Raw genomic sequence first — 19,824 nt, forward strand, 5'->3', positions numbered from 1 at the left:
CCGCCAACCAGTACAACGTCGACTACTCGGTGCTCGGCACCGCCCGCGTCGAACCGCTGCTGCGCCGTATCCGCAACGACATGTCGGGCGCGGGTATGTATGTCGAGTCGGCCAAGGGGGAGTGCAATCCCGGCCAGCACGAGATCGCCTTCCGCTACGACGAGGCGCTGGTGACCTGCGACAACCACAGCATCTACAAGACCGGGGCCAAGGAGATCGCCGCGCAGGCCGGTCGGAGTCTCACCTTCATGGCGAAATACGACGAGCGTGAGGGTAATTCGTGCCATATCCACATCAGCCTGCGCGCCGAGGACGGCACGGCGGTCTTCGCGGGCGACGGACCCGCGGGCACTTCGGCCCTGATGCGGCATTTCGTGGCGGGCCAGCTCGACTGCCTACGCGAACTGACCTATCTGCTCGCCCCGAATATCAACTCCTACAAACGTTTCGCGCCGGGAAGTTTCGCTCCGACCGCCCTGACCTGGGGTGTGGACAATCGGACGTGCGCGCTGCGCGTCGTCGGCGACGGTGAGTCGCTGCGGATGGAGAACCGCGTCCCCGGCGGTGACGTGAATCCCTACCTCGCGGTGGCGGCGACGATCGCGGCCGGACTGCACGGCATCGAACACGCGCTGCCGCTGGAGCCGGAGTTCCGCGGCAACGCCTACCGGTCGGATCGGCCCCGGGTGCCGGGGACGCTGCGCGAGGCCGCGCGACTGTTCGGGGAGTCCCCGGTCGCGCGGGCGGCCTTCGGTGATGATGTGGTGGAGCACTACCGCAACGCGGCGCGGGTCGAACTCGACGCCTTCGACGCCGCGGTCACCGATTGGGAGCGAATCCGTGGTTTCGAACGACTCTGACGGTCCCCGTCCGGTCATCGGCCTGCCCACCTACGCCGAGCGTGCCGTTTTCGGCGCGTGGGACACCCGCTGCGCGATCCTGCACCACAGCTATGTCGACATGGTGGCGCGGGCGGGTGGGATTCCGGTGCTGCTGCCGCCGACCGGCGTCGCGCGTCCGGAGTTGGTCGCGCGGCTCGACGGCCTGGTGCTGACCGGCGGCGCGGATATCGATCCCGCTCGGTACGGCGGGTCCGCCGTACCCCATGGCTACACCAGGGCGGATCGCGACGAGTCCGAATTCGAGCTGTTCCGGCTGGCCCGCGCGGCGCGGCTGCCGGTGCTCGCGGTATGCCGCGGATTGCAGCTGGTCAATGTGGCCCTCGGCGGCACGCTGGTCGGCCATCTGCCCGACGTGATCGGCCACGAGGGACACTCCGGTGGTCCCGGCTCGTTCACCCCGGTCTCGGTGACGACCACCGCGGGCAGCAGGGTCGCGGCGGTGGCCGGGGCGAAGGTGACAGCGCACTGTCACCACCACCAGGCCATCGACCGGCTCGCGCCCGGGCTGACGGCCACCGCGCACGCGGCGGACGGCACCATCGAGGCGGTGGAGACAACGAGCGGGCCGTTCCTGATCGGCGTGCAGTGGCATCCCGAGGCCGATTCGGCCGACGATCGCCTGATGCGGGCCGTGGTGACGGCGGCCGCCCGGCGAGAGGAGTGCGCGGCGTGACGACGGCACAGGTGATCAACCCGGCGACCGAGGAAGTGGTCGCCGCGATCGAACTCGCCGACGAGGCGGCCACCGACGCCGCCATCGAACGAGCCGCCGCGGCGGCACCCGCGTGGCGCGCTGTCGCGCCCGGTGATCGCGCGCGACTGCTGCGCCGTTTCGCCGACGCCGTGGACGAGGATCTGGAACATCTGGCCCGGCTGGAGGTGACCAACGCCGGTCACACCATCGGCAACGCGCGCTGGGAGGCGGGCAATGTGCGCGATGTGCTGCACTACGCGGCCGGGATCCCGGAACGACTGCTCGGCCAACAGATTCCGGTCGCGGGCGGAGTGAACATCACCTTCCACGAACCCCTCGGCGTGGTCGGGGTGATCGTGCCGTGGAATTTCCCGATGCCGATCGCCGCGTGGGGATTCGGTCCCGCCTTGGCCGCGGGCAATACCGTCGTGCTCAAACCCGCCGAACTGACCCCGCTGACGGCGATCCGGCTCGGTGAACTCGCGCTGTGGGCCGGGCTGCCCGAAGGCGTATTCCAGGTGTTGCCGGGTAAGGGCGCGGTGGTCGGGCAGCGTTTCGTCACCCATCCGGCCGTGCGCAAGGTCGTCTTCACCGGGTCCACCGACGTCGGCAAACAGATCATGGCCGGATGCGCCGACCGGGTGAAGCGGGTGACGCTCGAACTCGGCGGCAAGAGCGCCAATATCGTCTTCGCCGACGCGGATCTGGAGAAGGCGGCGGCGACCGCACCGTACGGCGTCTTCGACAACGCGGGCCAGGACTGTTGCGCCCGGTCCCGGATTCTCGTGCAGCGCAGCGTTTTCGATCGCTTCCTCGAACTGATGGAACCGGCCGTCGCCGGTGTGCGGGTCGGTGATCCGAACGACGAGGCGACCGAGATGGGCCCGTTGATCTCGGCGGCGCACCGGGAGCGGGTGGCCGGATTCGTCTCGTCGTCGACGAAGATCGCCTACACCGGGACCCGCCGTGACGGCCCCGGATTCTGGTATCCGCCGACGGTGGTGCTGCCCGACGGCCCCGACGACCGGATCCTGACCGAGGAGATCTTCGGGCCGGTGGTCGCGGTGCTGCCGTTCGAGGACGAGGCCGACGCGCTGCGGATCGCCAACGACACCGAATACGGTCTGTCCGGATCCATCTGGACCGGCGACGTCGGGCGGGCGCTGCGGGTCGCGCGAGGGGTTGAGGCCGGGAATCTGTCGGTGAACTCGCATTCCTCGGTGCGGTACTGGACGCCGTTCGGCGGATACAAGCAGTCGGGTCTGGGCCGTGAACTCGGTCCCGACGCGGCGCTGTCGTTCACCGAGACCAAGAATGTCTTCATCGCGACCTAGCGGTATCGACTCGTCGAGAAGGAGATGTGTTGCAGCGCTTACAGGATCGAGTCGCCGTCGTCACCGGTGGCGGTAGCGGTATCGGGCTCGCCACGGTGCGCCGGTTCGCGGCCGAGGGCGCCAGGGTCGTCGTCGCCGATATCGACACCGAGTCCGGTGCGGCCGCCGCGGCGGCGGTGGACGGCACCTTCGTCCGGGTCGACGTCACCGACGAGGAGCAGGTGCGCGCCATGTTCCGCACCGCCGTCGACACCTACGGCGGTCTCGACATCGCCTTCAACAACGCGGGAATCTCACCGCCCGAGGACGATTCGATCCTCACCACCGGGCTCGAGGCCTGGCAGCGGGTGCAGCAGGTCAATCTGACCTCGGTGTATCTGTGCAGTAAATACGCGATCGAGCACATGCTCGAACGCGGTCGCGGTTCGATCATCAACACCGCTTCGTTCGTCGCGGTGATGGGCGCGGCGACATCCCAGATCTCCTACACCGCCTCCAAGGGCGGCGTGCTCGCGATGAGCCGCGAACTCGGCGTCCAATTCGCCCGTCAGGGGATCAGGGTCAACGCGCTGTGCCCGGGGCCGGTGAACACACCGCTGCTGCGGGAATTGTTCGCGAAGGATCCCGAGCGCGCCGCCCGCCGCCTCGTCCACATCCCCACCGGCCGTTTCGCCGAACCGGAGGAGATCGCGGCCGCGGTGGCCTTCCTCGCCAGCGACGATTCCTCGTTCGTCACCGCCTCCCAATTCCTGGTCGACGGGGGTATCTCGGGGGCCTACGTCACACCGCTGTAGGCGGCGTTCGCGGCGATATGTGACTCGGATCACAATTCCTGATATCGGCGCAGGTAGCCCGGGGTGTGCGAAACCGCGCGGAACGCCGCCGTTGTTTGCGTCGCGGCGAACACGGGTATCGGTCCTTGTCGTGCCGGTTCTGGGAAATTTCCCGGGACCGGACGTACCGATCGAGGTCTGCGGGGACGGGCCGGAAGAGGAGACGCGCGATGCCCGACAACTCCACGGAGCTCGAGAAGCAGCCGAGACAACTGCGCCGCTCTGTCGCCGCGTCGGCCATGGGCAATGCCACGGAATGGTTCGACTACGGCGTCTACGCGGCCACCGCGACCTACCTCACCGACGCGTTCTTCCCCGGAGATCTCGGCACCCTCGGCACCATGCTCGGTTTCGCGGTGTCGTTCGTACTGCGTCCGCTCGGCGGTGCGGTCTGGGGCCCGCTCGGTGACCGGGTCGGCCGAAAAGTGGTGCTGGCCACCACGATTCTGCTCATGGCCGCCGCCACCGGTGCGATCGGTCTGATCCCGACCCACGCCACCATCGGTGTGGCCGCTCCGATCCTGCTGATCCTGCTCCGAGTGGTGCAGGGCTTCTCCACCGGCGGCGAATACGGCGGCGCGGCAACCTATCTGGCCGAATGCAGTACCGACCGCAAACGCGGCTTCCTCGGAAGCTTCCTCGAATTCGGCACCCTCGGCGGATTCGTCGGCGGTTCGGCGGTGGTACTGGTCTGCCAGCTCGCGCTCGGCTCGGACGCGATGCACGACTGGGGTTGGCGTATCCCGTTCCTGCTCGCGGTTCCGCTCGGCCTGATCGGCTGGTACCTGCGCTCACGCCTGGACGAGTCCCCGGTCTTCGAGGAGGTCGCCGAGCGCCCGAAGCCGCCCGGCGGTCTGCGCGAGGTGCTGACCACCTACCGCAGGGAGACCCTGACGCTGGCCGGGCTGGTCGTCGCGCTGAACGTGGTCAACTACACCCTGCTCACCTATCAGCCCACCTACCTGGAGAAGACCATCGGGATGGGGGAGTCCGCCACCACCGCGATGATGCTCACCGGGCAGGTGGTGATGATGCTGGTGCTGCCCTTCTTCGGTGGTCTGTCCGATCGGGTCGGCAGGCGTCCGATGTGGTTGGTCTCCCTGATCGGTCTGGCCGTGCTCGCGGTGCCGATGTACTGGCTGATGGGACAGGGAACCGGGTGGGCGATCGCCGGGTTCATCGTGCTCGGCCTGCTCTACGTCCCGCAGTTGTCCACCATCAGCTCGACCTTCCCCGCGATCTTCCCGACCCACGTGCGCTACGCGGGGTTCGCGCTGGCGTACAACGTGTCGACCGCGCTCTTCGGCGGTACCGCGCCGCTGGTGAACGAAGCCGTCATCGAGGCGACGGACTGGGCGCTGTTCCCCGCGCTCTACATGGTCGGCGCCTCCCTGATCGGCCTGGTCGCCTGGAACTTCCTGCGCGAGACCGCGGGCACATCCCTGCGCGGTACGGAGGTACCCGACGCCGAGAACCCGACGTCGGAGTTGGCCGTGCAGTCCGCGACCTGAGCCGATCCCGGCGGGTACTGTCGGGATCGCGGACGGGTAACTGCTCTCGCGGAGGCGCCGTCGCCTTCGCGGGTGAAACACCGAACGAAAGGGAGATGCGCGTGCAGATTCAGATCAACACCGACAGCAATATCCACGGCGGGGAAGACCTGATTCGGCAGGCAGAGGAAAGGATCTCTTCGATACTCGAGCGATTCGAACCGCATCTGACCCGGATCGAAGCCCATCTGAGCGACCAGAACGGCGACAAGGGCGGCCCGGAGGACAAACAGTGCGTGCTCGAAGCGCGCCCCACCGGTCAGCAGCCGGTCGCGGTGACCAATCGTGCCGATACGGTCGAGGCCGCCTACACCGGGGCCGCCGACAATATGGCCAAACTGCTCGACAGCCGTTTCGGACGGCTGCACCAGGCCAAGGGCGGCGAGTCCATCCGCCACCTGCCTGTCGAATGAGCTCCGGCGACCGGGCGAGGTCCGCCCGGTCGTCGCCCGCTCGACCGGGGCGTCACGGCTTCCAGTCGGTGGCCCGCAGCCACGTCGCCAGATCCATCAGGCCGGGGTGGTGTGCCCGCAGCGCGGCCGTGTCGATCGCCTCGTCGGGCCGTTCGTTGAAGTAGGCGAACATCTTTCCGACCTGCGCGTCGAAGGCCGCGACCTGATCCACCGGAATCCGAAGACTGCGGGCGGGCAGATCGGCTGCTCGCCCGAAGGTTTCGGCGATCTGGGGCGGGGTCAGCCTGTCGCCCGCCAGTGGCACGATCCGGCCGCGATAGTCGTCCGGGCGCTCGAACGCGATGGCGGCGAAAGCGCCGATATCGTGCACCGAGATCAGTGACATCGGAATATCCTCTCGGACAGCGAGATTCACGACCAGCTCGCCGTTGCCGTCCACCACCGGCCGGTTGTAGGCGCCGAAATTGTCCATGAAGAAGACCGGCCGCAGAATCGTCGCGGGCAGGCCGAGCTTCTCGATATGCGCCTCGATATTCTCCTTCGCGGCGTAGTACTCGACGCCGGAGTTCTCGCCCGCGCCGCGCAGCGAGCTGTACACCAGGTGTTCGACGCCGGATTCGCCCGCGATATCGGCGACCGCCTTACCCCGTCGCTCCTCGTTCGCGATGCCTTCGGCGGTGATGTGCGGGCCGGTCATCATGGTCAGCATCAGGAAGACGCCGTACGAGCCGTCCATCGCCGCCCGCACCGACGCGCTGTCATCGAGATCGCCGACGACCAGTTCCGCCCCCGCGTCCCGCAGCGCGATCGCGGCGGGCGCTTGCGGGTCGCGTACGAAGGCGTTGACCCGCCTGCCGCTCTCGAGCAGTCGGTATGTGGTGGCGCGGCCCTGCTGACCGGTCGCGCCGATGACCAGAATCGGTCCGTTGTCGTTCGTCATGTCATGCTCCCAGGTGGTGGGCGATTCGGTGTCGATCACCCGTTGGATATGACGTTAGGGACGAGCGCCGCCGTGGTCCTGGCACCAATACTGCTACCCATAAAGGGAACTCGATGAGTGACAACCAGCGGGCCGAACTCGCCGCCTTCCTGCGCGCGCACCGCGCCAAGCTGGCACCGGCCGATGTCGGACTGCCACCGGATCTGGAACCGGGCAGGCGTCGCACCCCCGGATTGCGCAGGGAGGAGGTCGCCGAGATCGCCGGGGTCAGCCATACCTGGTACACGTGGCTCGAGCAGGGCCGCAAGATCGTGGCGAGTTCGCAGGTGGTGGACGCGCTGGCCCGGGCATTGCGGCTCGACGCGGTCGAGCACCGGCACCTGCGCACGCTGGCGGGTCTGTCCGATCCCACGGTGGAACGTGATGTGACCGAGGCGATTTCACGGATGCAACGATTGGCGGACTCGATGTCGCCGAGCCTGGTGGTCGTGCACGACTCGTATTTCGATTTCGTGGTCTGGAACGAGGCGTTTCGTCGGATCCGCACCGACCCCGCCGAACTCGCGCCCGATCGCCGCAATCTGCTGTGGTGGATGTTCACCGACGAGCGCAATCGCGCGGCCATGCGCGAGTGGGAGCGGGCCGCGCGTGCGGTGCTGAGTCAGTTCCGCGCGGTGGTAGGGCGTCGCCCCGACGACGCGCGCCTGGCCGCGATCGTGGCCGGAGTGTCCGAGGCGAGCGCCGAGTTCCGCACCTGGTGGTCGGAGTATCCGGTGCGCGACTTCCGTCCGGCCACCATCGTGATCGAACATCCCGAGGCCGGTCCGATCGAGTTGGCGCTGTATCAGCTACGGCTGGTGGAGAATCCGGATCTGCTGCTGGTGGCGCAACTTCCCGCGACCGAGGCGGATCGGGCGCGGGTCGCCGGTCAGCTCGACTCGTAATCGATGGCGAGGACAGCGTCGTCGACATCCTCGCCGGTGGCGGTGGTGACGAGGTCGAAATCCTCGGGGTCGGGCCAACTGTCCTCGACCACCAGGCGTCCGGTGTCGCGCATCACGGCGTACTGTTCGGCGATCAGGGCGGTCGGATAGGTCGGCCAGAAGGAGATCGCGCCGGTCGATTTGTCGATGACGCAGACCGATCCGCCGATCGCGGGCTTGGGTAGTCTGCCCGCTTCCGCGGTTCCGCGTACGGCGGCCACCGTGAACCCGGCGTCGAATTCCGTCACCACCGAACCGATGTCGTCGGCGGCGTCGTCCGGATCGCGCAGGTGTAGATCGGCGATGCGTCGCGCTTCGGCCAGATCCACCGGCACGGTCGCTTCGGTGGGATAGGCGTGGACTTCCATGGTGCCCCTTTCACTGGTCCCTGCCTATCACCGAGGCAATGGGCACGGCCCAGTGTTCCCGGAAATCGAGGCCGGGAACAATTGCGGTTCAGTCGAACTGAACGGTATCGATCATAGCCCTGGCCAGCGTCTCCGGATCATCGGACGTCGTCAGCGCCGAATTCGCCAAGGCCCCTTCGCGCCACAGCGTGGCGAAGCCGTGCACGAGCGACCAGGCGGCGAGTTGGGTGGCCCGGTCACGTTCCGGTGAACGGCGTGCGGGGAGTTCGGCGACCCCGGCGCGCAAGGCCGCCCCGGAGTCGGTGCGGGCCCGGGTGAGTTCCGGATCGTCGGTGCGTAGCAGGTCGCCGCGGTACATCACGTCGAAATGGCCCCGGTGCCGCAACGCGAAGCGGATATAGGCGACCGCGACCTCGCGGAAATCCGATCCGGCCCCCGTCAGTTCGGCGGCGAGCAGGTCGAAACCCTCGATCGCGAGCGCGGTGAGCAGACCCGCGCGGTCGCCGAAATGGTGGGCGGGCGCCGCGTGCGAGACGCCCGCCCTGCGGGCCAGTCCGCGCAGCGACACCGCGTCGACGCCGTCGGCGGCGATCTGTTCGGCGGCCGCGGCCAGGATGGTCGCGCGCAGATCGCCGTGGTGGTATCCGCTTTTCGTCATTCCCCCATGGTGACGCCCAATCTTGTCATTGACAAGTTCCCTCCGGCGTGGTTAATCTTGCCACTGTCAAGATTGGCCGTGAGATCCCCGGAGGCCCCCGATGGCACCCCTGCTCGTACTCCTCGTCGTCACCGCGCTCGTGCGCCTGGCCGGATGGCTCGGCGATATCGGTCCGCTCGATTCCTTGGCGCGCGCCGCCGCGCTCGGACTGGCCGCGATGTTCCTGCTCACCGGTATCGCCCACTTCCAGCAGCCGCGCCGCGACGCCCTCATCGCGATGGTGCCGCCCCGACTGCCGAATCCGGCCACCCTGGTCACCGTCACCGGAATTCTCGAGTTGGCGGGCGCGCTCGGCCTGCTGATCCCGCCCACCTCGGCACTCGCCGCGGCGGGCCTGGCCCTGCTGCTGATCGCGATGTTTCCGGCGAACGTGCACGCCGCGCGCGCCGGTGTCGGCGTGAAGACCATGCCTCTACCGCTGCGCGGCCTGGTTCAACTCGTCTTCCTCGGCGCGACGGCCCTGGTGATATTCGGATAGCCGCGTCGAACCGACGAAAGGGCCCCGGCGGGCCCTGCTCCCCCCTCCTGGAGCAGGCCCCCACCGGGGCTGAAATAAATATGCCTGGGGTGCCTTGACAGCGGCTTAAAGAGCCCTTAAAGCCGTCAGCGCCCCGGGGTGGAGAGCTGGGTGAGGAATTCGGCGTTGGTCTGGGTGCGGCGCAGTCCCTCGAGAAGTAGTTCGAGGGATTGGCCGCTGTCGACGGCGGCGAGGGTGCGGCGCAGCGCGTGGGTGGCGGCCAATTCGGCCGGGGCCAGCAGTAATTCGTCCTTGCGGGTGCTGGACTGGGCGATATCGACCGCGGGGAAGACGCGCTTGCTCGCGGCGGCGCGGTCCAGTTTGAGTTCGGCGTTGCCGGTGCTCTTGTATTCCTCGAAGATCACGGTGTCGGCCTGCGAACCGGTTTCGACCAGGGTGCTGGCGATGATGGTGAGCGAGCCGCCGTGCTCGATATTCCGGGCCGCGCCGAGGAAGCGCTTGGGCGGGGCGAGGGCCGCCGCGTCGACGCCGCCGGAGAGGATCCGCCCCGACGCGGGTGCGGCGAGGTTGTAGGCGCGGGCCAGGCGGGTCAGCGAATCGAGGAGGACCACCACGTCGCGGCCCATCTCGACCAGACGTTTGGCCCGTTCGATCGCCAGTTCGGCCAGTGCGACATGTTCTTTCGGCGAATGGTCGAAGGTGGCCGCGGCGATATCGGCGGGCACGGACCTGGCCAGATCGGTGACCTCTTCCGGACGTTCGCCGACCAGGACCAGCATGAGTTCGCATTCGGGGTTGTTCTTGGCGATACCGTGCGCGATCGCCTGGAGGACAGAGGTTTTCCCCGCTTTCGGCGGTGCGACGATCAGGGCTCGCTGGCCCTTGCCGATCGGCATGACCAGATCGGCGACCCTGGTGGTCATCTCGTGCTGCTCGGTTTCCAGACGCAGGCGCTGATTCGGGTAGATCGGCGTGAGGTCGGCGAAGTTCGATCGGAGTTTCGCCCGGGCCGGATCGAGGCCGTTGACGGTGTCGACCCGGGTGAGCGGGTCGTGCCGGTCGTTCCTCGACGCGGCGCGGGCGGTTCCGGTGACGAAATCGCCGCGCCGCAAACCGTTGTCGTGGATCAGTCGGGGCGTGACGTGGAGGTCGCGCGGGTCGGGCAGATAGCCCTCGACCCGCAGCGTCGCGTTGTTGCCGACGATATCGAGGATACCGCTGACGGAATATTCAGTGGGACGGGAGTTTTCGTGTGTACTCGTGGGAGAAATGTTGTCTTTCATGGGTTTTCCTCAGGTGGGCGTGGGTGATCCGGAAGGTCGTCGAAGGTTCGGACGAGCCGGAAACGAAGAGGGGAGCCGCGAGTGGCTGCTCGGCGGGTGCCGCAGTGGTCCCGCTGTGACGGCATACAGCCGTACGGGGGAAGAGGTTCGAACTCGCCTGCGGGAGATGCGGCCGGATGAATCGGCCGGGACATTTGTCTACATCCACAAGGAGGTGTCCACCGCGACAGTACCCGGTACCGCACTTCCTGCGCAAATGGTGAACCCCGACGGCGGTCCCGACGTATCCCCTGTAGTCGTCCACAACGAGGGAGGTACGCCATGGGAGCGTTGAAACCGTTCTACGAGGATGTCCAAGCGCACTACGACCTGTCCGACGAGTTCTATCGAATATTTCTCGACCCGTCGATGACCTACAGCTGTGCCTACTTCGAAGACGACGCGATGACGCTGGAACAGGCCCAGACCGCCAAGATCGACCTGGCACTCGGCAAACTCGGGCTCGAACCCGGCATGCTCCTGCTCGACATCGGATGCGGTTGGGGCGCAACGATGTTCCGCGCGGCCGAGAAGTACGGGGTGCGGGTCGTCGGCCTGACGCTCAGCCGCAATCAACACGATCGCGTCGCATCGGAGATCGAACGGCGCGGCCTGTCCGATGTGCGGGTGCGGCTACAGGGCTGGGAGGAATTCGGCGAATCCGTGGATCGGATCGTCAGCATCGGCGCGTTCGAGCATTTCCGGCGCGAACGGTACCAGGACTTCTTCCAGCGCTGCTATCGAATCCTGCCCGCCGACGGGCGGATGCTGCTGCACACCATCGTCGGTCACACTCTCAACGACCTGCGCCGGATGAATATTCCGGTGACCCGCGAGACGGCGCTGTTCCACATCTTCATCAAGCGGGAGATCTTCCCCGGCGGGCAGTTGCCCCAGCCCGCGGTGGTGACCAGATCGGCGGGTATGGCCGGGTTCGGTACGGAGCGGATCCAGCCGCTGCAAGCGCACTACGCCCGCACTCTCGATCACTGGGCGCGCGCCCTGGTAGCCCACCGTGACGAGGCGGTGCGCCTCACGTCCGAACAGGTGTACGCCCGCTATCTGAAATACCTCACCGGCTGCGCGGCGCATTTCCGCAGCGGGCACCTGGATGTCATGCAGTTCACGCTGTCCAAGTAGCGCGTGACCCGTGAGGACACAGATGCCCGGCGCGCCACGTCGAGGTGGCGGCCGGGCGATCGGTGACGCGTGGTGGGATCAGGCCCCGTAGACCGCGTTGTAGAACTGGATGGCGCTGGCGATGCCGACGGGGACGCCGAGCACGATCATGCCCGCCGCCGCGCCGAGCGCGATACCGACGCCCGCACCGGCGACACAGAGGCCGAGCGGTCCGGCGAAGAAGGTGGGAACGACCAGCGGAGCGCCGATGATCGCGCCCGCGACACAGCCGAGGACACCGCCGACCAGGGAGCCGACGAGGGTGCCGATACCGGTCGCGAGACCGAACTGGGTGGCGGCGACGCTCAGCGAGGAGTTGAAGTCGGCGCCGCCGATGTCCTGGGCGGCGACCGGCTGCAGCATGGTCGCCGGACGGGCGTCAGCCACGTCGGTGCTCGGCGTGAAAGTCGCGGTATTTCCGTCGACCTGGGCGGCGATCGGCCATTCCATGCCGTCTTTGAGATAGGTCAGCGGCATTCCGGCAACCAGGTTGCCCTGGCCGTCGAGCACCTGGAACTGCGAGCCCTGGGTCGTCAGCGATCCGGCGTCGGTCTTCAGTACAACGGAGTTGTCCACGATATTCGCGGTGTAGTGAATTCCGGGAAGCACATCGGTCTGGATCGTCGAACCGGGCGCGGGTGCCGGAGCCGGAGCGGCGTAGGCGGTCGCGCTTGTGACGCCAACAGCGGCGATAACCAGGGCAGATGTCGCAGCGAACTTCTTGAGCTTCATGAATTTGGAACACTTTCCTCAGCAGGAGCACCTTCGGCCCCTCGGGGCTCGAGCCGGCGCGGCTCGCAGAAGCAAACCTTCCAGTAGGTTTGTCTTCATTGATTACGGGAAGGTAACGAAACCCGCAAGTAAAGCGTCAATTCGGAGTGAACTGCGTTAGGAAGTTGTTAATTCGGACATTTAGCAAACTTTCAGCGACGTCAAATGTGGCGTAACGCACAACATCGGAGATGGAAATGTGATCCGAGGTTGCTGAGAGGTGTCTATGTCCCGGTATCGCTCAGCCGAGCTTGGCGACGACTGCGCGCGGGAGCAACGGGAGAGCCTTGTCGATGAACCGCCACGGCCAACCGGGCACGCAGGCGCGGATCTGTTCCTTCTCGATCGCGCGAACCATCGCGGCCACACCTTTGTCCAGTGGCGCGACCAGCTTCGCGTCACCGGCCTTGGCAGCCATATCGGTCGCGATGAAACCGGGAAGCAGGGTCGTGACCGCGATGGGGCCGGGCGCCAGTTCGACCGTCAGCGCCTCGCCCAGCGCGGCCAGTCCCGCCTTGCTCGCCGAATACGCGGCCTTGGTGCCGGGAAGTCCGCGCACCGCGCTCATCGAGGAGACGAGAACGAGGTGACCGGCCTGCTGGGCGCGGAAGATCTCCATCGCCGCCTCTATCTGTGCGAGCGCGCCGACGAAGTTGGTGGTCGCGGTGGCGATATTGGCGTCGGCGCGGCCGGTGCCGATCCGCGCGCCCTTGCCGAGGCCCGCGTTGACGATCACCCGGTCCAGGCCGCCGAGATCGTCACGTAATTCACCGAAGACCCGGGGGACTGCCGCGTGATCGTCGACGTCGAGCGCTCGCACCGCGACCGTGATTCCCGGATGCGCCGCGGTGAGTTCGGCGCGCAGACTCTCCAGGGCGTCGAGCCGCCGGGCGCACAGCGCCAGATCGCGGCCCTTACGTGCGAAATCCCGTGCCATGCCCGCGCCGAGGCCCGCGCTCGCCCCGGTGATCAGAATCCTGCTTCTCGTCATGCGGCAGACGATAGCGGCGTGCCGGATCCGCCGGAGATGGTTATCCGCTCGTAGTCGATAGCGGGATTTGCCTCACATACGCTGAGGTGATGGGCCTCGGATCTTCGAAAGATTCGGTCGCGGCGCGGTTGTCATTCCCAGGCTTGCCCGCGATATCGATGGTGTGAGTGGAATACGGTCGGTCGCCGCGGGACCGCGGCGGATGTGTGGCATCCGCTGCGCTGGATTGTGCACGGATGCGGGGATCGCCGCGGTACTGGCCGCCGACCGCGCGCTACTGCACTGGCGCGCGATGCGCGGACTGGGTGGCGATACCGGGCAGGCCGAGCAGGTGGTGCAGGAAACCCTGCTGCGGGCCTGGCGCTCGTGCTCGCGCTTCGACCCGGACAAGGGGTCGGTCCGGACCTGGCTGTTGGCCATCCAGCGCAACGTCATGATCGACCTCGCGCGTTCGCGCGCGATCCGGCCCGGTGACGTTCGATGGGACGAACTCGGCGATACCGGCGACGGGTGCTACGCCAGTCCGGATTTCACCGACAACGTCACCGACGGGTTGCTGGTCGCCGATCTGCTCGCGCGACTGCCCGCCGCCCAGCGCGAGGCCGTCGTCGAGGTGATCCTGCGCGACCGTGCGTATCAGGAGGTCGCCGACGATTTCGGCGTGCCGGTCGGCACGGTGAAGACCCGGGTGCACTACGCCCTGCGGTCCCTGCGCAGACTGCCGCTCGGGGCTTGATTCCCCGCCGTGGCCGCGCCGAGGAAATCGGCGCCGATCCGGTGACCTCTCGGCGATTCGACCCGTCGGCTGGCCCCTGAACAGGCATAATCTCGGTACGTTACGTTTCCGTAACAGTCCTTGCTTGGAGATGAAGACGTTGCAAGAGTGAATTACTGGGTTTGGTGTTACTAGTGGGAAGGGAGGGGTGCTCCGTTCCGGGGCACCGACACCGCACATGAAGCCAAGCATCATCAAGACCGGTATCTGCACCGCCGTGACGGCCGCGGTAGTGGTGACCGTCTCCGGGATGGTTCCGACCGCCGCCGCCGCTCCGGTCTCCCCGGACGCCGCGACCGTGCTCGTGGGCCGGACGATATTCCTCGATCCGGGCCACGCGGGCTCGAACCACAACGAGAATCTGGCACGACAGGTCGACAACGGCCGCGGTGGCACCAAGGATTGCCAGACCACCGGCATGACCTCGCTCAACGGAATACCCGAGCACACCATCAACTGGAATGTCGCCCAGCTGGTGAAGACCTCGCTGGAGAGCATCGGCGCGCGCGTGGTGCTGAGCCGCCAGGACGACGCGGGCTTTGGCGGTTGCGTCGACGACCGGGCCCGCGCGGCGAACGAATCCGGCGCCGCCGTCGCCGTCAGCATCCACGCCGACAGCGCCCCCGCGCAATCCAAGGGTTTCCACCTGATCGTCCCGCAGCTGCCGATTCCGAATGCCAAGGCCGACCAGGTGCAATCCACCCAGGGACTCGCGGCGTCCAAGGCGGTGCGCGACGCCTACGTCCAGGCCGGTTTCCAGCCCGCCGATTACGCCGGGGTGCGCGAAGGTCTACAGACCAGGGCCGATATCGCGGGGCCCGCGCTGACCGCCGTGCCCAATATCTTCCTCGAGATGGGTAACGGCGCGAACGCCGAGGACGCGGCGGCCCTGGAATCCCCGGACGGGCAATTGCGCCACGCCCTCGCGATCACCACCGGTGTCGTCAGCTACCTGCTGTCGGCCACCCCGGCCGCCGCGCCGGGAGCCAGCGGTTCGGCGGGTGACCGCCCGGCCACCGCGCCTGCGAACCCGGTACCCGGGCAGGTCGCGCCGGGAGCGGCGGCTCCGCAGTACAAGACGGCGCCCGGGACCACCGTTCCCGGCGCGCAGTCCACGCCCGGTACCGGCGCCACGCCGGGGACCGGTGCGACCCCCGGCACCGGCGCGACACCGGGCAGTGACGACATCATCGGCAGCATCACGAAGTTGCTCCTGCCGCTGGCGAAGGCACTCGGCATGGACGAATCCGCGATCAGCGGCGAACTGATCAACCTGGCGTACACACTCGCCGCCGCACTGTTCGGTCCCACCGACTAGACGGGGACGAAACGCTCGTCTCCGACGTGACCGCGCGCGGCGGAGACCCGAAAGGCCACGGAGCCGGACCTCTGCACGGGGTCCGGCTCCGCGTCGCGTCCGGGGCGGGGTACGGACCTTCGGTAGCCGATCGCCGCGCGGAAATCACCCCGGCCGCACCGACTAGGGTGGTCCGGGTGGCTGAGCGGATACCTGTCCTGATCGTGGCCGGTTTTCTCGGATCGGGGAAGACGACCCTGCTCAACCACCTGCTGCGCGACAATCGCGGCACCAGGATCGGTGCCGTCGTCAACGATTTCGGTGCGGTGAACATCGACGCCATGCTCGTCGCCGGGCAGGTGGACGCGACGGTGTCGTTGAGCAACGGGTGCGTCTGCTGCGCGGTCGACGTCAGCGAACTCGACGGATTGTTCACCCGGTTGGCGCATCCGAAATCCGAAATCGACGTGATCGTCGTCGAAGCGAGCGGACTGGCCGAGCCGCGCAATCTCATCAGAATGGTGATCGGCAGCGACAATCCGCGCATCCGGTACGGCGGTCTGGTGGAAGTGGTCGACGCCGAGCAGTTCCCGGCGAGTCGCGAGCGTCATCCGGAACTGGCGACGCACCTGAAACTCGCCGATCTGGTCGTGGTCAACAAAGCCGACAGGGTGCCGGAGGACGATCTCGAACGGCTGCGCGCCGAGATCGCGGGCATCGCGGGCCCGGTTCCGGTGTACGCGACCACCTTCGGCCGTATCGATCCCGGTCTGCTCTTCGATGAACCGCTGCGCGAGAAGTCCTCGGCCGCCGAGCAGTTGAGTTTCGACGCGCTGCTCGCCGACGACCACCACGACGGGCACCACGCGGACGGTGGCCACGCGGACGGTGGCCACGCGGACGGTGGCCACGCGGACGGTGGCCATCGCCACATGCACGACGAGTACACGAGCGTGTCGTTCGACAGCGACAGGGAATTGGATCCGCGCAGGCTGGTCGCGTTCCTGGAGGATCCGCCCGCCGGGCTGTTCCGCGCGAAGGGCATCGCCGCGTTCGGGGTCGCCGAGGAACGGCGAAAGTTCGTGTTCCACATGGTCGGACGTCATCTCGTCTTCGAGCCGCGCGGCTGGGGCCGCGGCGAGTCACGGGCCAGCGCGGTGGTTCTGATCGGCACCGGACTCGATTCGGAGACGGTGTCGAAGCGGCTTCGCGACACCGTCCACGACGGCGACGATCCGCTGGATTCGCAGGCCATGCTCGGGGTCTGGCGCTACACACCGCACTGACGCCGAGGATTGGCGCGTTCCGGGCGAAACTGGCGCGTTTCGTGCTTTTCGCGGGGCGTGTCGGCCACGAGACTGGAGCGAGGCCCGCCACGCCGTCGTCCCGGCCCCCTCCGCACCGAGACTGCCGTCGAGCGAGGTCGATGCCCGTAGAACCGTGATCGCCGTTCAGTTCCGCGACCGATTGGAGAGTTCCGTGACCGAGACCTGCGAAAGCGCCACGGCGTACGTGATCGCCGCGCTGGAGGCCAAGGGAACCGCGACGCGCGAGGACTTCGATGTGCCTGCGATCGTGGCCGCCACCCGCGATATCGCGGACAGCTGGGATTTCGGCTCGATCGAGACATCGACCTTCTGGCGGATAGCGGCCACCTTCCTGCGGGTGTAGGGGTGGCGGCGAATCGCTCAGTCGAAACGACCGGTGCGATTCCCGGTGTCGGCGGCGGTCCAACGGCGTGCCGCCCGCCGCATCGATGCGGCGTCGGAATAGCCGACCAACTGCGCCTGCCTGGCACGACTGAGCGGACCGCTCGCGCCGGCCTGGCGCAGGATGGCGTCGCGAGCCCGGTCCAGTTCCTTGCGCCAGGTGGTGCCCGCCTCCATCAGCCGTCGTTGCAGAGTTCTCGGACTGGTCGCCAGCCTGCGCGCCACCCGTTCGAGCGAGGCGTCGCCTTCGGCGAGGGCGTCGGCCAGCGCGTCGGAGACACGGTGCGACCATGCGGAGGCCAGTGGCGGGGGCGGGGGGAGCGCGTCGGCGAGCGGGCGCAGAATGGCGGCGAGAGTCGGATCGCTGGTGATGAGGGGGCGATCCATATCGGAGCTGCGGAAGGTCATCGCGTCGACCGCCGCCTCGAACTCGATCGCGTTCGTGCCGAACACGTCGACGAAGGTGCGGGTGTCCGAAGGCGCGCGCTGGCGCAGGGACACCCGCACCGGCACGAGCGGGCCCGCGATGATGCGACGTGCCCGGCTCAGCACCGCGGTCAGGCCCCAGAGCTGGGTGAGGTCACGGGCACGACCCTCGCCCTCGATCATCTCGAGGTAGAGGCTGGTCTCGTATTCGTTGTCTGCGACCAGGTCGAACCGGTGATTGGTGGTCACCGAGCAGACGTAGGGCCCGCAGGTCGCCAGCCCGGCCCCGAGCGTGGGGGCGGTGGAGAACAGGTAGTCGTAGAGGCCGAGGGCGGGTAGTTCGTAGCGCCGCGCGACCTCGAGCGCGACATTCGGATTGCTCAGCCCGTGCTCGCCCAATTCCCACAGCCGGGAGAAGGTCTGTGACGGCAGGTGGACGTCGTCGCCCGCCATCGTCCACTCCGGCAGGCCGGATTCCCGGATGAGTTTGTCCCGGTCGAGCCCGGCCGCGCTGAGCTGGGAGATGACGAAACGATGCAGCAATACTTGATCGGTACCCACACGCCCTCCTGCCGCACGATCGGACGAACACGCTTCGGGGCCGACGCTATCGTGGCGCTATTGATTCGTCACCGGATTCGTGTCACGGAATGGTTAATGACCACAGGCATTGACCCATTCGGACAGACCATCGGCGAACAACTGACGCTTCCAGATCGGTACATCGTGTTTGATGCGATCGACCAATTCCGCGCAGGTCCGGAACGCCTCGGCACGGTGCGGGGCCGCGACGGCGACCACGATGGCGAGGTCCCCGATCGTCAGCGGACCGACGCGATGGACCGCCGCGACCGGTAGTCCGGAGGAAGCGGCCAGTTCGGCGCAGCACGCCCGCAGGAACCGGGCCGCTTCGGGATGGGCCGAATACTCGAGCGCGGACACCGCCTGACCCTCGTCGTGATCGCGGACCTTTCCGGTGAAGACGACGACCGCGCCGTGTTCGGGCCCGGTGACCGCGGCTTCCACTTCGGCGGGGTCGAGATACTCGTCGCTGATGCGGGCGACGCGGACGAGTGCGTCTTCACGGGTTGTCATGACTGCCGCCTCCGGCTACTTGCGCTAGCAGGTGATCGAGAAGGGGTTCGAGGACGGCGACACCGTCCTTCACCCCGCCGGGGGATCCCGGCAGATTGACCACGACCGACGATCCCGCCAGTCCGGCCACCCCGCGGCTCAGCGCCGCGAGCGGGAATTTCGCGGTGCCGCGCTGCCGGATCGCCTCGGCGACCCCGGGCAGTTCCCGGTCGATGACCGACAGCGTCGCCTCGGGGGTCGCGTCGGTGGGTGACGCTCCGGTGCCGCCGGTGGTGACGACCAGCGACGGGCTCAGGTGCAGGGCGTCGGCCAGTCCGACGGTGATGTCGGCGTCGGCGTACACGAGTGGTCCGCGCACCGAATAGCCCAGTCCGGCAAGCCATTCGACGAGAACGGGACCGGTGGTATCGGCCCGGGTGCCCGCCGCGACACCGGTCGAGGCGACCACGACGGCGGCGGTCCTGATCGCCGCGTCCGGGTCCGCCGGGTGGACGCGCACGGGTGCGGGTGCCGCCGGGCTGTCCTCGGTCTCGGGGCGCTCCCAATGTCCGTGCTTACCACCGTCTTTGGTGAGTAGCCGGACACCATCGATGGTCGCGGCCGGATCGACGGCCTTCACCATGTCGTGCAGCGTGAGCCCGGCGACGGCGACCGCGGTGAGCGCCTCCATCTCCACGCCGGTCGGCCCCTTGGTCTTCGCGCTCGCCTCGATGGTGATGGAGGTTTCGGTGAATCCGAATTCCACCGTCACCGACGACAGCGCGAGCTGATGGCACAGCGGGATGAGTTCGGAGGTCTTCTTCGCACCGGAGATACCGGCGATGCGCGCGGTCGAGAGCACATCGGCCTTCGGCATGTCGTCGGCGCGCACCAGCGCGATCACCTCGGCGGTGGTCCGCAGCTCACCGGCCGCGACGGCGATCCTGGTGCTGTCGGATTTCGCGCTGACATCCACCATGCGGGCCCGGCCCTCGCGGTCGACATGCGACAACTCACTCATACAACCCACCCTGGCACAATCGCGTGTCGCGACGCGAGACGCCCGC

The 19,824-nt window shown here is 67.6% G+C and carries 21 protein-coding genes and 1 pseudogene; 13 read left to right on the plus strand and 9 right to left on the minus strand.

Annotated features, from left to right (window positions below; genetic code table 11):
* The 6 genes and pseudogenes from JZ792_RS19265 to JZ792_RS19290 all read left to right on the plus strand — a co-directional run.
* Positions 1-860, plus strand: a pseudogene (locus JZ792_RS19265) (glutamine synthetase family protein); the annotation flags it as partial.
* Complete coding sequence (locus tag JZ792_RS19270) at positions 841-1,575, plus strand: gamma-glutamyl-gamma-aminobutyrate hydrolase family protein (RefSeq protein ID WP_308165362.1); 735 nt, start codon at positions 841-843, stop codon at positions 1,573-1,575. The pseudogene JZ792_RS19265 and the gene JZ792_RS19270, both read left to right, overlap by 20 nt.
* Positions 1,572-2,930, plus strand: coding sequence for an aldehyde dehydrogenase family protein (locus JZ792_RS19275; protein ID WP_216911909.1), 1,359 nt, complete (start codon positions 1,572-1,574; stop codon positions 2,928-2,930). Before JZ792_RS19270 ends, JZ792_RS19275 begins: the two co-directional genes overlap by 4 nt.
* 26 nt (positions 2,931-2,956) lie before the next feature.
* Positions 2,957-3,724 (plus strand): 3-oxoacyl-ACP reductase, encoded by a 768-nt coding sequence (locus JZ792_RS19280; RefSeq protein WP_308165363.1) that lies wholly within the window; start codon positions 2,957-2,959, stop codon positions 3,722-3,724.
* A gap of 209 nt (positions 3,725-3,933) precedes the next feature.
* Positions 3,934-5,274, plus strand: a complete 1,341-nt coding sequence (locus tag JZ792_RS19285) for an MFS transporter (protein ID WP_254190048.1) — start codon at positions 3,934-3,936, stop codon at positions 5,272-5,274.
* A gap of 101 nt (positions 5,275-5,375) precedes the next feature.
* Positions 5,376-5,726, plus strand: coding sequence for an HPF/RaiA family ribosome-associated protein (locus JZ792_RS19290; protein ID WP_109528562.1), 351 nt, complete (start codon positions 5,376-5,378; stop codon positions 5,724-5,726).
* 52 nt (positions 5,727-5,778) lie between these two features.
* Here JZ792_RS19290 and JZ792_RS19295 read toward each other — a convergent pair whose 3' ends face one another.
* Positions 5,779-6,666, minus strand: coding sequence for an NmrA/HSCARG family protein (locus tag JZ792_RS19295; protein ID WP_216911911.1), 888 nt, complete (start codon positions 6,664-6,666; stop codon positions 5,779-5,781).
* A 113-nt stretch (positions 6,667-6,779) separates the two neighbouring features.
* Here JZ792_RS19295 and JZ792_RS19300 point away from each other — a divergent pair, with 113 nt between their 5' ends.
* Positions 6,780-7,610, plus strand: a complete 831-nt coding sequence (locus JZ792_RS19300; RefSeq protein ID WP_216911912.1) for a helix-turn-helix transcriptional regulator — start codon at positions 6,780-6,782, stop codon at positions 7,608-7,610.
* Here the strand turns inward: JZ792_RS19300 and JZ792_RS19305 are convergent.
* Entirely contained in the window at positions 7,595-8,017 is a 423-nt protein-coding gene (locus tag JZ792_RS19305; protein WP_216911913.1) for an SUKH-4 family immunity protein, read from the minus strand. The two genes, JZ792_RS19300 and JZ792_RS19305, sit on opposite strands and share 16 nt — an antisense overlap.
* An 88-nt stretch (positions 8,018-8,105) precedes the next feature.
* Positions 8,106-8,675 carry a TetR/AcrR family transcriptional regulator gene (locus JZ792_RS19310; RefSeq protein ID WP_216911914.1) on the minus strand — a complete coding sequence of 190 codons (570 nt, stop codon included), beginning with the start codon at positions 8,673-8,675 and terminating at the stop codon, positions 8,106-8,108.
* Between the two features lie 100 nt (positions 8,676-8,775).
* Between JZ792_RS19310 and JZ792_RS19315 the strand changes: the two genes are divergently transcribed.
* Positions 8,776-9,213, plus strand: a complete 438-nt coding sequence (locus JZ792_RS19315) for a DoxX-related protein (protein WP_216911915.1) — start codon at positions 8,776-8,778, stop codon at positions 9,211-9,213.
* A gap of 125 nt (positions 9,214-9,338) precedes the next feature.
* Here the strand turns inward: JZ792_RS19315 and JZ792_RS19320 are convergent, their stop codons facing one another.
* Entirely contained in the window at positions 9,339-10,484 is a 1,146-nt protein-coding gene (locus JZ792_RS19320; RefSeq protein ID WP_308165364.1) for a transcription termination factor Rho, short form, read from the minus strand.
* 333 nt (positions 10,485-10,817) lie between these two features.
* On the opposite strand from JZ792_RS19320, the gene JZ792_RS19325 reads away from it, so the two are divergent.
* The gene (locus JZ792_RS19325; RefSeq protein WP_216911917.1) at positions 10,818-11,675 is read left to right on the plus strand and encodes a cyclopropane mycolic acid synthase family methyltransferase; all 858 of its coding nucleotides are present in this window, start codon (positions 10,818-10,820) and stop codon (positions 11,673-11,675) included.
* Between the two features lie 78 nt (positions 11,676-11,753).
* On the opposite strand, the gene JZ792_RS19330 is transcribed toward JZ792_RS19325, so the two are convergent.
* Positions 11,754-12,446: a DUF8020 domain-containing protein gene (locus tag JZ792_RS19330; RefSeq protein ID WP_216911918.1), complete on the minus strand. Its 693-nt coding sequence runs from the start codon at positions 12,444-12,446 to the stop codon at positions 11,754-11,756.
* A gap of 280 nt (positions 12,447-12,726) precedes the next feature.
* Positions 12,727-13,476 carry an SDR family oxidoreductase gene (locus JZ792_RS19335; protein ID WP_216911919.1) on the minus strand — a complete coding sequence of 250 codons (750 nt, stop codon included), beginning with the start codon at positions 13,474-13,476 and terminating at the stop codon, positions 12,727-12,729.
* A gap of 226 nt (positions 13,477-13,702) precedes the next feature.
* Between JZ792_RS19335 and JZ792_RS19340 the strand changes: the two genes are divergently transcribed.
* The 4 genes from JZ792_RS19340 to JZ792_RS19355 all read left to right on the plus strand — a co-directional run bounded on the left by JZ792_RS19340 (position 13,703) and on the right by JZ792_RS19355 (position 17,219).
* Positions 13,703-14,212, plus strand: a complete 510-nt coding sequence (locus JZ792_RS19340; protein WP_254190049.1) for a sigma-70 family RNA polymerase sigma factor — start codon at positions 13,703-13,705, stop codon at positions 14,210-14,212.
* 217 nt (positions 14,213-14,429) lie between these two features.
* Positions 14,430-15,569: an N-acetylmuramoyl-L-alanine amidase gene (locus JZ792_RS19345; protein ID WP_216911920.1), complete on the plus strand. Its 1,140-nt coding sequence runs from the start codon at positions 14,430-14,432 to the stop codon at positions 15,567-15,569.
* Between the two features lie 176 nt (positions 15,570-15,745).
* Positions 15,746-16,834, plus strand: a complete 1,089-nt coding sequence (locus tag JZ792_RS19350; protein ID WP_216911921.1) for a CobW family GTP-binding protein — start codon at positions 15,746-15,748, stop codon at positions 16,832-16,834.
* 193 nt (positions 16,835-17,027) lie between these two features.
* Positions 17,028-17,219 (plus strand): hypothetical protein, encoded by a 192-nt coding sequence (locus tag JZ792_RS19355; RefSeq protein WP_109528558.1) that lies wholly within the window; start codon positions 17,028-17,030, stop codon positions 17,217-17,219.
* A 17-nt stretch (positions 17,220-17,236) separates the two neighbouring features.
* Here JZ792_RS19355 and JZ792_RS19360 read toward each other — a convergent pair whose 3' ends face one another.
* The 3 genes from JZ792_RS19360 to moaCB all read right to left on the minus strand — a co-directional run bounded on the left by JZ792_RS19360 (position 17,237) and on the right by moaCB (position 19,778).
* Positions 17,237-18,244: an AraC family transcriptional regulator ligand-binding domain-containing protein gene (locus JZ792_RS19360; RefSeq protein ID WP_216911922.1), complete on the minus strand. Its 1,008-nt coding sequence runs from the start codon at positions 18,242-18,244 to the stop codon at positions 17,237-17,239.
* Between the two features lie 93 nt (positions 18,245-18,337).
* Positions 18,338-18,778 (minus strand): molybdenum cofactor biosynthesis protein MoaE, encoded by a 441-nt coding sequence (locus JZ792_RS19365; RefSeq protein ID WP_216911923.1) that lies wholly within the window; start codon positions 18,776-18,778, stop codon positions 18,338-18,340.
* Positions 18,765-19,778 carry a bifunctional molybdenum cofactor biosynthesis protein MoaC/MoaB gene (moaCB, locus tag JZ792_RS19370; protein ID WP_216911926.1) on the minus strand — a complete coding sequence of 338 codons (1,014 nt, stop codon included), beginning with the start codon at positions 19,776-19,778 and terminating at the stop codon, positions 18,765-18,767. The genes JZ792_RS19365 and moaCB overlap by 14 nt, the downstream gene beginning before the upstream one ends.
* Positions 19,779-19,824 lie beyond the last annotated feature (46 nt).

Source organism: Nocardia noduli (assembly GCF_019038455.1).
Lineage (GTDB): Bacteria > Actinomycetota > Actinomycetes > Mycobacteriales > Mycobacteriaceae > Nocardia > Nocardia noduli.